The sequence below is a fragment of the Clostridium saccharoperbutylacetonicum N1-4(HMT) genome (genome assembly GCF_000340885.1).
GTDB classification, from domain to species: Bacteria; Bacillota; Clostridia; order Clostridiales; family Clostridiaceae; genus Clostridium; species Clostridium saccharoperbutylacetonicum.
In genome coordinates, this window is sequence record NC_020291.1 from 4,770,040 (window position 1) to 4,783,791 (window position 13,752).

Here is a 13,752-nt window from a genome sequence, read left to right on the forward strand (position 1 = left end):
AATACTTATGGACAAAAAATCTAATATTTTCAAACCTATACAAATTGGAAATATTACAGCCAAAAATAGAATTGAAATATCACCAGCTGGATCGTTTTTATGTGGAAGAGATGGTGGAAACACTCCAGAATTTATAGCTTATGTGAAGTCACTAGCAAAATCAGGAGCAGGAATTGTGACTTTAGGAGTTTCATCAATTGATGAACAAAGCTCTGGTGTTCCTATTACTAATGTAGGCAATTCATTGTATATATCAGATTTAGCTGATCTTGCTGAAGTTATCCATATATATGGCGCCTTAGCAAGCATAGAATTAGTATCAGGACAATATATGCTTACACCACCTGAAGTTGTAGCAACTCAAAGCAGCAAAGAAGAAATCGAACATATTATAAAGTTATTTGCAAATGCCGCAGAAAGATGCATGATAGCTGGTTTTGATATGATAATGATTCATGGTGGACACGGGAATGTTCCAGCTATGTTCTTTTCTAAAAAACATAATCATAGAACAGATGAATATGGTGGAACATTTGAAAATAGATGTAGATTTGGTCAGGAACTACTGGGAGCAATACGTGAAAAAGTTGGAAATAAGATAGCAATAGAATATCGTATAAGTGCTGAGGAGTTATTAGAAGGATCTTCAGAATTAGAAGAAACTTTAGAATATGCAAAGAAAATTCAAGATAAAGTTGATATTATGCATGTTTCAAGAGGATTACTTGAAGAAGAATCATTACTTCCATATTTATTTCAACCAACATACTTTCCAAGAGCTATGAATTTGGAAGCAGCGAAAAGATTTAAGAAGGAATTAAATATTCCAGTATCAGTAGTTGGAAGTTTTGATTTAGATACTGCGGAAGAAGCTGTATCAAATGGAGATGTTGATGTAGTTGCAATGATAAGAAATATTTTAGCTGATACAAATTGTGTAAGTAAGGCTTATAAAGGAAAAAGTAATGAGATAAGACCTTGTGTTCGTTGTAACACATGTATAAATAGAACTCATACTCAATTTATAAGATTAAGATGTGCCGTAAATCCATTATTAGGAAGGGAAACTCAATTTTCTGAAATAAAAGAAGAGGCACGTAGTAAAAAAGTCGTAATAATTGGTGGAGGTCCAGCGGGTCTTGAAGCTGCAAGAATATCTGCAAAGAAAGGCTATAGTGTAGTTGTTTTTGAGAAAAATAGCGAACTAGGCGGGGCACTAAGAATGGCTTCCATTGCACCATTTAAAAAGGATATGCAACGTTATTTAGATTGGTCTATAAGAAGTATAATAAATAATCCTAAAATAGAAGTCAAACTTAATACACTGGCAACTAAAGAAAACGTTCTTAATGAAAAACCTGATGCTGTGCTAATTGGAGTTGGAGCAAAACCTATTATTCCTAAGTTTACTTTAAGCGACAGTGAAAAAGTTGCTTGGGTTGGAGATGTAGAATCAAAGAAAACTTCAGTAGGACAAGATATTGTAATGGTAGGAGCAGGATTTACAGGCCTTGAAGCTGCACTTACTCTAGCACAAGAAGGAAAAAATGTTAAAGTTATTGATATGATTCCTGAAGAAAGAATTGGTGCAGATGGTATACAAATCAGCATGATTGCACTAAAAGAACTTCTAAAAAAAGAAGGAGTAACTTTTGAATGTGAAGTTAAATTATCTGATATAACAGAAGAAGGAGCAATTATAGAAGATAAAGCTGGTAATAAGAAAATAATAAAATGCGATACTGTAATTTTATCACTAGGAGTAAAAGCTGATAGAAAACAAGTTGAGCTATTTGAAGCTATTGTAGATGATGTTTATGCTATTGGGGATTGCGCTACAAAAGGTGGCACCTTATGGAATGCAACCCGAACTGGATTTGATGCAGCAATGGATTTATAATTTAATATGCAGCATTTATATAAAAATTCTATAAATCAGGTTGCATGTTAAATACTTCAACCCCTTACTAAAATTATAAAGAAGTTCAAAAGAATAAGGCTGTAGCACTAAATAATTGGTGCTAAAGTTCATTTTTGTGCAAAAACATAAATCTCAAACCCTATTAATCTGAGATTTATGTTTAATCCGCTAATGCTACAGCCCTTATCTTCAGATATAATCTTACGAATTTTATATATCTAATAAAAGCATTATATTTAAAGCTGTTATAATAAAAGCAATTATGCCCAAAATTATTTTACCTAGTATATCGTTAGAATATTTCCCCATAACTCGCTTAGATGAAGTTAAGTATATTTGTAAAAATACTGTAATAGGAAGTTGTATACTTAAAAACATTTGTGAATATACTAACCCTTTAAAAGGATCTCCTACAAAAAATATAACTGCAAGTGCAGCTATTAAAGTGCCTGCAACTCCAACTTTAGTATGTGAGTCACTTATGTCATAAGGTTCTTTATACATACCTGCAAAAATACTACCTGATGCCATTCCTGCTGTTATTGTTGATGAAATACCTGCAAACAATAAACCAATAGCAAATATTAGTGCTGCCCAGTTACCAAGTAATGGTTCTAACATTTGTTTTGCCTGACTTAAATCATCTACAACTACATTATTAGAGAAGAATGTAGTTGCAGCAATTAAGACCATAGCACTATTAATTGCCCATCCAATTAGCATTGAAAATAATGTATCTGCAAATTCATACTTTAATTGCTTTTGAATCACTTCTTCATCTTTTAAGTTCCATTGCCTGCTTTGTATTATCTCAGAGTGAAGAAATAAATTATGTGGCATTACAACAGCTCCAATAACACTCATTATTATAGGTATTGAGCCTGTTGGAAATGATGGTGTCACCCAACTCACAATTGCATCTTTCCAATCTACTTTAACAAGAAAAAGTTCAAATATAAAAGATAGACCTACAATAGAAACAAATCCAATTATCCACTTTTCTAACTTTTTATAAGAATTAGTTAAAAGCATATACATAATTAATGCAAAAGCTAATATACTTCCAATTTTTATTGGTATTTTAAACAACATATTCAGTGCTATTGCAGCTCCAAGAATTTCAGCCATTGCTGTTGAAACAGCAGCTAGTATTGCTGTAAATAAAATACTTTTACTTAGCCATGGTTTTAAGTAAATCGATGCAGCTTCTGATAAGCAATAGCCTGTTGCTATTCCAAGGTGCGCTGCATTATGCTGCAATATAATAAGCATTATTGTTGAAAGTGTTATAGTGAATAAAAGCGAATATCCATATGTTGATCCAGCCATAAGGTTAGATGCCCAGTTACCAGGATCAATAAATCCAACTGTAACTATTAATCCCGGTCCTATATATTTAATAAAATCTAATGCCATAAACTTAGGTTTATGTTCTCCTGTAAAAAGAGATTTATTCTTTAGTAGTTTTTTCACCCTACTCACCTCCATAATTTAATATTAAGTTTCATTATTCATATATATATATTCCAATTATAAATGTTCAATGAATGTTTATTTCCTTTGAAAATCTTAATTGATGAACAACTCTTTTTTCAACATATATATTTTAAATAAATTATAATTCCTTTTTTATTTTTTCATATAATTCCTCAGAGTCTTTTCCTTTAATGAGTTTATCTTTTATCATAGCAATTGGTTGTTCTGAACATTGCTTACATTTTCCCAAACACTTTTTCTTTGAAATCTCAATATCAGGGTATTCTTCTTTTATCTTATTTATAACACTTTTCTTGCCTTTATTTTCCTCACAAAATTTTATTTTCATATCAATCCTTCCTCTCTTAAACTGAAATAACACCTCAATGTTGACAATTGATCATTAATCCTAGATATTATTAAAGATAATCAATAACATAAAATTTATTTTACGTTACTGATTATCTTTTACCATAATCTACCAAAAACTATTTTATGTTAAAGAAAGCCTTTTTTCCTCTATATTCAGCTACATCATCTAACTCTTCATTTATTCTTATCAATTGATTATATTTAGCAACTCTTTCAGATCTTGCTGGGGCACCTGTTTTTATTTGACCTGCATTTACAGCTACAACTAGATCAGCTATAGTAGTATCTTCTGTTTCTCCAGATCTATGTGATACTACCGCAGTATATCCTGCTCTATTAGCCATTTCTATAGCATTTAAAGTTTCTGTTAAAGTACCAATTTGATTTAACTTAATCAATATTGAGTTAGCAACTCCAAGTTCAATACCTTTTTCTAATCTTTCAGTATTAGTAACAAATAAATCATCACCAACCAATTGAACTTTCTTTCCTAATCTCTCAGTTATTAGTTTCCAACCTTCCCAGTCTTCTTCAGCCATTCCATCTTCAATAGATATAATTGGATATTTATTAACCCAATCTTCAAAGAAATCAACCATTTCTGCAGCTGTAAGTGTTCTTCCTTCATGTTGTAATACATATTTTCCATCTTCATAATATTCTGATGAAGCAGCATCAATAGCAATAAAGATATCTTCACCTGGTTTATATCCTGCTTTTTCTATTGCTTCAATGATAACGTCAAGAGCTTCTTGATTTGATTTTAGATTTGGAGCAAATCCACCTTCATCACCAATACCTGTTGAATATCCTTTATTATTTAATATTTTCTTAAGTGTATGATAAACTTCTGCACACATTCTTAAGGCTTCACTAAAATCTGGCGCTCCAGCTGGCATAATCATAAATTCTTGTAAATCTACTGAGTTATCAGCATGTGAGCCTCCATTTAAGATATTCATCATAGGTACTGGAAGAACCTTCGCATTTACCCCTCCTATATACCTATATAAAGGTATCTCAAGTGCTTTTGCAGCTGCATTTGCAACAGCTAAAGATACACCTAAAATAGCATTAGCTCCTAATTTCTCTTTATTTTTAGTTCCATCTAAATCTATAAGCATTTTATCAATATATGTTTGTTCAAATACATTGCAGCCTATTAATTCTGGTGCAATTATTTCATTAATATTGTTTATTGCTTTCAAAACGCCTTTTCCTAAAAATTTATCTTTATCTCCATCTCTTAGTTCCAAAGCTTCATATATTCCTGTTGAAGCACCCGAAGGTACAGCTGCTCTTCCTACAGTTCCATCTTCTAAATATACTTCTACTTCAACTGTTGGAAAACACCTTGAATCTAAAATTTGTCTACCAATCACATCTATAATTTCTACATAATCTTTCATTTATAAATACCTCCTTAAATTCGAAACCTTAATTGATAATTATTATCAAATAAATTATACTACATATTTCGAAAAAATAAAAGTATTTTTATGTAAAATAATCTAAAAATTCAAAATTTTTAGAACTAAATAATTTAAAATAAATAATTTAGTTTTTCAAATAATTTTGTTTTTATTGTTTCAAACTTGAAATTTACTGTATAATGGTCTTATACTTAATTCAATAAGGAGTGTTTTTATTGTTTGGATATGTGACCCCCTTAAAGGCAGAAATGAAAGTTAAAGACTGGGGTAGATTTAAATGTTATTATTGCGGATTATGCTGCCATATAAAAAAAGAATTTGGCAATATTCCAAGAATGTCTTTAAATTATGATATGACTTTCCTCGGATTATTATTAGATGCACTAAATCCTGAAGAGCTTCAAGTATCAAAGCATAGATGTGCTCTTCATCCAGCTGAAAAAAAAACTATAATAACTAATAATAAAGCTTTATCTTATGCTGCTACCATGAATATATCCTTATTCTACTATAAACTATTAGATGATGTTCAAGATGATAAGAATATTAAAAGTAAGTTTTTTTCACTTCTCTTATCACCCTACAAAAAAAAGTTCCCTTCATCAATAACTGCTATTAATAGTAATATAAGTGATTATTTAAACAAACTTTCTACCCTTGAAAATAGTAAATCTTTTTCTTATATAGATGAAATATGTGATCCTTTTAGTGCTTTAGTAGGTACAATTATGCGTGATTATCCATATGAATTAAGAGATGATTGTCCTGACTTAAGAAATACACTATATAGTTTAGGATATTCTATTGGGAAATGGATTTATCTAATTGATGCTTTAGATGATTTAAAAGCTGATATGGAAAACAAGAAATTTAATCCATTAAATTTCTTATATAATAAAGAAAACTTAAATTATGATAAGTTTATTGAAGCTATAAAACCAAGAATAGAATTTACTATTTTAAATTGCGGATATACTTGCAAGGAAAATTTAGAAAAATTAAATCTTGTAAGAAATAGAGATATATTATATAACATAATTGAATTAGGCCTAATGGATAAATACATTAATATAATTAACCGTTCACAAAATACCAAGGAAACAAAAGGAGAGATTAATAATGAATCCATATGAAGTATTAGGAGTAAAACCTGGTGCAAGTCAAGATGAAATAAAAAGTGCTTACAGAAAGCTTATTAAACAATATCACCCTGATAAATTTATCGATAATCCCTTACAAAATTTAGCTGAAGCAAAAATGGCTGAAATAAATAAGGCTTATGATGAACTAACAAAACATTCAGGTAATAGTAACTCTAATAATTCTTACTCTAGTAGTTCTAATAGTTATAGTAATTCTTCAAATGACTATGCTTCTTTTGATCTTCAGGAAATAAGAAGCTTTATTCAATCAGGAAATTATATGGCAGCTGAAAGCAGATTAAATTCAATTAATAATAGAAATGCAGAATGGCATTATTTAAATGGTGTCGTACTGCTTAATAAAGGCTGGTTTGATGCCGCTTTAAACGAAATGACTACAGCTGTTAATATGGACCCAAATAACTTTGAATACAGACAAGGTCTAAATTCATTACGCAGAAGAGGAAATAATTACTCAAATCCTTATTACAGAACTACAAATACAGGCAGTTCTGATATGTGCGATTGCTGTATTAAACTTTGGTGCTTAGACTCATTATGTGAGTGTGCTGGTGGTGATTTAATTGGTTGCTGCTAATCAATTTACAGTTTACAGTTTTTTAATTATCAATAGTTAATTCTCAGTTATCTATATTAAAAGATAATTTGCAATCTATATATACAGGATTAGATTTATATGAAGAGGTGATGGTTAGATGAAGTCAAAACAAATTGCTGAAAACGGATTAACTGTAGCATTAACCCTTGTAATACTTTATGCTACTTCAATTCTTCCCATAAGTACTTTATCAATATTAACAGTTGCTTCTTGTTTAATACCAATTTCCATAATAAGAACCTCAATTAGAAACACCTTTTTAGTATATCTTGCTTCAAGTATCATCAGTTTCTTTTTGGTTCCAACCAATATAGCTTTATATTATGCATTATTTTTTGGAGTTTATGGAATAATAAAATACTTTGCAGAAAAAATAAAAAATAGGCCTTTGGAAGTAGTATTAAAATTATTAGGATTCAATATTCTCCTCCTAATAATATATTGGGTTACAATTAACTTTTTAGGACTTCCTACTGTTAATTATCCTTTGTATTTGCTATGGGCACTGGCACAAATTGTTTTCTTAATTTATGATTATTCATTAACTATTATAATAAGTTTTTATTTAAACAGAATACATAAACATATTTAAAAAGCAGGCAATGACCACTATTGTTCATTGCCTGCTTTTTTGTTAATTTATATTTGTTGCACTTATTGATTTCTTAATTGTGCTTTGCACTCTTTTTATTAGTGCGCGCTTTTTCTAAGGTGCGTTGGTTATTTAGATTAAATGGTCTTGGTTGCAGCATAGCTGCTTTTTTCTATGGTGGAATGATCTTAATTATGCTTCGTACCTTTTCTAAGGTGCGTTAGTTACTTAAATTAAATGATCTTGGTTGCAGCATAGCTGCTTTTTTCTATGGTGGAATGATTAATTGTGCTTTGTACCTTTTCTAAGGTGCGTTGGTTATTTAGATTAAATGATCTTGGTTGCAGCATAGCTGCTTTTTTCTATGGTGTGTATTTTTTTACTAAATCATTCAGGAACTGTACTGTTTTTATTGGTGCTTTTCCTATTGAGGTTTCTCCTGCTAGAAGGAAGCCTGTAACTCCACATTTTATAAAATTATATATACTTTCAACTTCTGTAATTGATGGCATCTTTCCATTTTTCATACTGTTGAGGAGATGGGTACCTATAATAATATCCTTTCCTTTATTTTTAGCTACTTCATTTATTATTTTTTCTTCATATATTGGAGTATCTTCTATTGAGGTTTCTGGGATTAAATCACCTCTTCCAATTACTACTCCATCAACTTCTTTCACAATATTTTCAATATTATTCACACCGTTTAAAGTTTCTATTTTTGCCCATATTCTAGGCTTAAATTCACTTTCTATATTGTTTATAAATATTTTCATTTCTTCTATATCTTCTTTTCTTTCAACAAATGATTGGCATATTGTATCTATCTTATTTTCTATTCCCCATTCTATTGCATTCTTATCTTTTTCATTTAAAGAAAAATTTTCTCTTTCCAAATTTTTAATGTTACACCCTTTTCCACTTCTTATAATTCCACCTTTTATCGTAACTGCTCTAATAAATTCATGTTTTTTTCCAATTATGCTAAAAGACATAGTGTTATCTTTAATGCCAATTTGCTCATACTCATTTTGATTTAAAATTTTATTTTCTACATTCAATGGAATTACTTTCTTTTTCATCTTACTAACATTATGCTTTATTTGATCATATATATCTTCTCCACAAAAATATACTTCTTCTTCATTATATATTTTATATATATACTCGAACTTACTAGATACCCTTACTTTTGTTCCTGACAGATCTAATACTATTTCTATATCATTTTTTATGTCCTTTGCCATTTCTAAAAATTCTAAAAATTCTGCTTCGCTGCCATGAATATAGTTAAATCTTAAAACATTAACCCCACTATCAATTATTCCTTTAAGAATAGTTCTATCTTTTACATTTGGCCCTACTGTCCCTATGATGTACATACTTTCCTCCAAATTAGCACTACCTTTATTCTTATTATAGAAGCATATTATTTAGCACTTATTTTCATTTTATTTTACAGGTGTTACATATAAGTTCTAAAAAACTGTTTTAAGAATAAACTTATTCTGTGTACAAGTATTTTAGGAGGTTTTTATATGAAAAAGATTAGTTCTATTTTTATAATTTTATTGTTGTCATTAACGCTAACAGGCTGTGATTTTCAGAATCCTAGATACATAAATTTTTCTATGAAACCTAATAACCATTATTATATTGATAAAATTAAAAATAGAATTTTAAATAATTATAAATATAAACTTTATGTATTTGATACCAATTTATATAAAGAATTTCAAATTCCTGATGAAGAGGACAATATAGTAGAAGATTTTATTTCTTCCATAAATAGTGATGCATATACAGATGAAACAATTACTTCAAAGGAGCCTTTTAAACTAACAATAATTTTTGATAATGGTGAAAAATACCTAATAAAAGTTTTTAATTCTTCTATAATCTCTGTAGCTCCTTGGGATGGATTTTATAAGGAAGATGTTATATCAATTAAGGACTTACCTTTAAAATATAATCTTTTTGATTTTTGCAATCATGTATTAAATAATCCTATATCTAAGTAATATCAGGCTATATCAGCATTATTTTAAGTGTAAATTTTAGTTTTGCCCCTTCTTTTGCCGCTTATAGAATGGTATTAGATAATATATAATAGCATGAACAGGTAATTATAATAAATTCTATTTTAATGATAGTAGGAAGAATGTCGGAAGTTTTAATTCTTCCTACCATTATTTCTTCAAATATTTCAAAATGATTTTCAATATTATTTATTTTTTCTCTCTTTTTTGCGTTTTCTTGTAATACTAATTTTAATGATTCTATATGGATATTTTCTTTATGCCTCTTCCTTAATATATACACATCATGATAATCTCTTTATTTTATACTTAATATACTTCTAGATATTATAGTTTTTCAGCTAGTACAGTAGCATATTGAAGTTGAGTTTCATAACTTATACTATAAAACCTTACCATTAAAAACTCGTATTGGGCAATTTAAAGAAGTGAGTCTATGCTAAAGAGGAGGGGATTGAAAGTGCCAAATCCACTTAATCCAAAAGATATTCCAAAGTTTGAAAATCAACTTGTTGTTCCACCCGTATTTGAACCAACTGTGATTAGAAATCCAATTACCTGTAAAGTAATAAGCCATAATTATTTGGTGACAATCAGTCAATTTACTCAGCAGATATTACCAGAAGGATATCCTGAAACTACTGTTTGGGGCTATGGCGGTAAAGTCAAGGATCCCGAAACAGGTGATGTCATTCCAGATTTTAAGTCCACACCTGGTCCGACTTTCAAGGCTATAAGACACATTCCAATCAATGTTCAATGGGTTAATAATTTGACAGAAGCTCATCCGTTAGCGGTAGATCCAACTATTCACTGGGCTGATCCTAATAATGTGGGAATGCCTATGCCACCATTTCCGCCATTTCCCCCAGGATTTCCTTTAGCTCAAAGACCAGTACCAATTGTGACTCACCTACATGGCGGGGAGACTGAACCAGCATCTGATGGTTATCCTGAGGCATGGTTTACAGCTGGAGAAGCTATTACCGGACCTGATTTTATAAAATCTCGATACCACTATGCTAATGATCAAGAACCAACCACTTTATGGTATCACGATCACACATTAGGTATTACTCGCCTAAATGTTTATATGGGCCTAGCAGGTTTTTATTTATTACGTGATCCTAATAAATATCTAGATGGAAAGTATTCTAACTTACCTCTAGGAAAATATGACATTCCTCTTGCGATACAGGATCGTTCTTTCTATGATGACGGATCGTTGTTATTCCCTAGTAATGGTGTAAATTCTGATGTTCATCCATACTGGAGACCATCATTTATAGGAAACACCATAATGGTTAATGGTAAAGTATGGCCAAATCTAAATGTTGAACCTAGACAATACCGTTTTCGGGTTTTAAATGGCTCAAACACCCGATTTTATAATATGGCATTCTCCAATCAAATGCCATTTTTCCAAATCGGTACTGATGGAGGATACCTTCCAAAACCTGTACAACTTGTATCTTTGCTCATTTCTCCTGGAGAACGTGCCGATCTCCTTGTAGATTTTTCACAGCTAGCACCTGGAACAAAATTAACCTTAACCAACACTGCGAATGCTCCTTTTCCAAATGGAAATCCCCCTGATCAAGAAACAACAGGACAGGTTATGCAGTTTACGGTTCTTAACAAACCAGCTGTAGAGCCATCAACATTGCCAAAAGTCTTGAATGTTTTAGCTCCTTTAAAATGCATTAATAAAAAAAGAACCTTGACTCTTATGGTGGTTGGAGATCCTACAAAACCAGTAGAACTTTTACTAGACGGCCAAAAATGGAATGCGCCTGTCTCTGAACTTCCGCTAGTGGGATCAACCGAAGATTGGCAACTAGTAAATTTGACAAAAGGCGCTCATCCAATTCATCTTCACTTGATTCAATTCCGTCTTGTCAGCCGTCAAGATTTCCTAGTTACCCAGTATACGAATGACTGGTTAGCACTTAATGGTCAGCCTCCATTTGACCATCCTACTGAAGTATTACCTGTGAAATCTTATCTGTTAGATGGACCAATTAATCCACCTGCTCATGAAGATGGTTGGAAAGATACAATCCAGGCTTATCCTGGACAGGTAACTACAATCAGGGCTCGTTTTGCTCCACAAGATGTGGTAAATTCGATTCCTGGTATTAATCTATTTCCATTCAACCCAGCAGCAGATCCAGGCTATGTGTGGCATTGTCATATTATTGATCACGAAGACAATGAAATGATGCGTCCTTACAAAGTTCTAAATCCATTTGCTGATTGTTAATTGCTGCTACTTTAATATGTCTTATGTAGCAATAGAATAATAGAGTAGAGAAATCTAAAAAGATTATTATAAACTAATTTAAGCCTACCTTTTGGTAGGCTTTACTTATATTGTTTATTACAATCTCTAATCTATTAGAATCAAATTTAATTCAATATAATATTTTAATGAAGAAATTTACGAAAGGTTAGAAACTAAAAATAAACTAAAAGTCAGTTGCAGGTGGTATGCTTTGAGGGAATCTAAAGATGTTCTCAGGGTCGTATTTGGCCTTTATTTGAGTCAAACGTTTAAAATGGGTACCATAATAAGCATCTGGCCAGTCTTCGATAGATAGATCTATGGTATTAACATAAACACCTTTGGTAAATGGCAGCATAGCTTGGCGGAAGTCCTCAACCCAGCGTATACCAGCGGCAGCTCCCTCAGGTTTACTCCAGGTAGCAAAGAGCGACATGTTCGAAAGAGCTTTACGATAAATATAGGCTGTAGACCAGCTTGGGATCTTAGCCACAGCTCCCCCTAAGCCATGTAAGAATACAGAGAATGTGGAATCAGGTGGTGCTTCATTGATAAAACGTTGAGTCGTAGCGATTCCTTCTTCCGGCAATAAATGATAAAGGTATGGTCCAACACTCTTAAAAGGTAATGGTGTTGATGGTTGTTTGGCAGCAACTAGGTCTACAGCTTCAAGCCAAGGTATCTCTTCAATAGTCACTTTTTGTGGTGACGCAGCCTGGAGTAAAGGCTTAAGCAAGTTGCGTAACTCTTTAGCTGAACCTAAAAAGACTCCTTGCATTAAGAGTGAAGTCTGTTGTCCTGAAGCCATAAATAATGTTGGAGTAAGTCTTTCATCTGCACAAGGTGTGGTATACTTCTGCCAGGTTTTTAACACTGGTTTCAAATATTTTAGATCCCAGCTAATTTCTGCAAAGCCTACTGTATCAATACGGTGGGTGCGAAAACGAAATGAGGTGCAAATACCAAAATTACCACCGCCACCACCACGTGATGCCCAGAATAGATCAGCATTGTGATCATTACTAGCATGAATAATATTGCCATTAGCGTCAACCATCTCCAATTCAAGCAAATGATCAAGAGTTAATCCCCATGGTCTAGATAAAATACTATGACCACCACCTAAAGTTACGCCACCGATACCAGGAGTTGGACATACACCGCTTGGTACTACAAGCCCTTCAGCTCCAAGTATTCTATATAAAGCAATGTTTCGTAAGCCAGTCTGAACTATAGCTGTACCGCACTTATATTCTATATCCGCTTGGGTCATTTCACTTACATCAATTACGATACCAGCGTTAAGGACTGAGAGAGCTTCATAGCTGTGACCGCCAGAGCGTATACGAATTGGGACATTCCAATAACGTGCCCATCGAACTGCATTAACTACGTCACGTGTCTTTTGAGCATAGACAATAACCAATGGGAATTTGTTGAAGAAAGTATTAAAATCTAGACGATCTGTATTATATTGAAATTCGTTAGGAGTAACGATACGTCCAGTCAATTCAGGTTCTTTATAATGATGCATACAATCATCTCTCCTTATCTTTCGTTGATTTTCGAATAATTATATACTATATTATGAAAATCAATGCATGAATGTGCTTAATATAATATTCTTCATTTTGAACAATAATTTTGCAACCAATATTCTGATACAAATGTAGCGTATAAATTATAATTTCATGCAGATATAACTGATATTATTTTGAGTTTTGTTAATAAGATAACTCTCTATGGCACAATAGTTTTATATTTTGCTAGAAATCCATAACCTTATAATACAAGTAACAGACAAATCCAATTCGTTCTTTTTCCATAAATAGTGCTATATTCGTTGGTTCTGCATAAAAAGCAATAACTATTAA

The 13,752-nt window shown here is 31.6% G+C and carries 11 protein-coding genes; 6 read left to right on the forward strand and 5 right to left on the reverse strand.

The window, feature by feature from the left end:
* Positions 1-7 precede the first annotated feature (7 nt).
* Positions 8-1,900, forward strand: a complete 1,893-nt coding sequence (locus CSPA_RS21315) for an oxidoreductase (protein ID WP_015394454.1) — start codon at positions 8-10, stop codon at positions 1,898-1,900.
* Between the two features lie 231 nt (positions 1,901-2,131).
* Here CSPA_RS21315 and CSPA_RS21320 read toward each other — a convergent pair whose 3' ends face one another.
* The 3 genes from CSPA_RS21320 to eno all read right to left on the reverse strand — a co-directional run bounded on the left by CSPA_RS21320 (position 2,132) and on the right by eno (position 5,178).
* Positions 2,132-3,394, reverse strand: a complete 1,263-nt coding sequence (locus CSPA_RS21320) for an Nramp family divalent metal transporter (protein WP_015394455.1) — start codon at positions 3,392-3,394, stop codon at positions 2,132-2,134.
* Positions 3,395-3,536: 142 nt separating this feature from the next.
* Entirely contained in the window at positions 3,537-3,746 is a 210-nt protein-coding gene (locus tag CSPA_RS21325; RefSeq protein WP_015394456.1) for a DUF1450 domain-containing protein, read from the reverse strand.
* A gap of 139 nt (positions 3,747-3,885) precedes the next feature.
* The gene (gene eno / locus CSPA_RS21330; protein WP_015394457.1) at positions 3,886-5,178 is read right to left on the reverse strand and encodes a phosphopyruvate hydratase; all 1,293 of its coding nucleotides are present in this window, start codon (positions 5,176-5,178) and stop codon (positions 3,886-3,888) included.
* Between the two features lie 239 nt (positions 5,179-5,417).
* On the opposite strand from eno, the gene CSPA_RS21335 reads away from it, so the two are divergent.
* From CSPA_RS21335 to CSPA_RS21345, 3 genes are all read left to right on the forward strand, one after another.
* On the forward strand, positions 5,418-6,335 hold the full coding sequence (locus tag CSPA_RS21335; RefSeq protein WP_015394458.1) for a DUF5685 family protein: 918 nt from the start codon (positions 5,418-5,420) through the stop codon (positions 6,333-6,335).
* Complete coding sequence (locus CSPA_RS21340) at positions 6,322-6,942, forward strand: J domain-containing protein (RefSeq protein ID WP_015394459.1); 621 nt, start codon at positions 6,322-6,324, stop codon at positions 6,940-6,942. The genes CSPA_RS21335 and CSPA_RS21340 overlap by 14 nt, the downstream gene beginning before the upstream one ends.
* Before the next feature lie 118 nt (positions 6,943-7,060).
* Complete coding sequence (locus CSPA_RS21345; protein WP_015394460.1) at positions 7,061-7,555, forward strand: hypothetical protein; 495 nt, start codon at positions 7,061-7,063, stop codon at positions 7,553-7,555.
* A 362-nt stretch (positions 7,556-7,917) separates the two neighbouring features.
* On the opposite strand, the gene CSPA_RS21350 is transcribed toward CSPA_RS21345, so the two are convergent.
* A complete protein-coding gene (locus tag CSPA_RS21350) occupies positions 7,918-8,937 on the reverse strand; it encodes a pyruvate kinase (protein ID WP_015394461.1) in 1,020 nt (339 codons plus the stop codon).
* Between the two features lie 156 nt (positions 8,938-9,093).
* Between CSPA_RS21350 and CSPA_RS21355 the strand changes: the two genes are divergently transcribed.
* Positions 9,094-9,576, forward strand: coding sequence for a DUF4883 family protein (locus CSPA_RS21355; protein WP_015394462.1), 483 nt, complete (start codon positions 9,094-9,096; stop codon positions 9,574-9,576).
* Positions 9,577-10,054: 478 nt separating this feature from the next.
* A complete protein-coding gene (locus CSPA_RS21365) occupies positions 10,055-11,857 on the forward strand; it encodes a multicopper oxidase family protein (RefSeq protein WP_015394464.1) in 1,803 nt (600 codons plus the stop codon).
* A 205-nt stretch (positions 11,858-12,062) separates the two neighbouring features.
* Here the strand turns inward: CSPA_RS21365 and CSPA_RS21370 are convergent, their stop codons facing one another.
* The gene (locus CSPA_RS21370) at positions 12,063-13,412 is read right to left on the reverse strand and encodes an FAD-binding oxidoreductase (RefSeq protein WP_015394465.1); all 1,350 of its coding nucleotides are present in this window, start codon (positions 13,410-13,412) and stop codon (positions 12,063-12,065) included.
* Positions 13,413-13,752: the final 340 nt, after the last annotated feature.

Bases quoted from the DNA above. Each gene is read 5' to 3' on its own strand.
- CSPA_RS21345 (WP_015394460.1), top strand. From the start codon at position 7,061: ATGAAGTCAAAACAAATTGCTGAAAACGGATTAACTGTAGCATTAACC.
- CSPA_RS21315 (WP_015394454.1), top strand. From the start codon at position 8: ATGGACAAAAAATCTAATATTTTCAAACCTATACAAATTGGAAATATT.
- CSPA_RS21370 (WP_015394465.1), bottom strand. From the start codon at position 13,412: ATGCATCATTATAAAGAACCTGAATTGACTGGACGTATCGTTACTCCT.
- CSPA_RS21325 (WP_015394456.1), bottom strand. From the start codon at position 3,746: ATGAAAATAAAATTTTGTGAGGAAAATAAAGGCAAGAAAAGTGTTATA.
- CSPA_RS21350 (WP_015394461.1), bottom strand. From the start codon at position 8,937: ATGTACATCATAGGGACAGTAGGGCCAAATGTAAAAGATAGAACTATT.
- CSPA_RS21355 (WP_015394462.1), top strand. From the start codon at position 9,094: ATGAAAAAGATTAGTTCTATTTTTATAATTTTATTGTTGTCATTAACG.
- CSPA_RS21340 (WP_015394459.1), top strand. From the start codon at position 6,322: ATGAATCCATATGAAGTATTAGGAGTAAAACCTGGTGCAAGTCAAGAT.
- eno (WP_015394457.1), bottom strand. From the start codon at position 5,178: ATGAAAGATTATGTAGAAATTATAGATGTGATTGGTAGACAAATTTTA.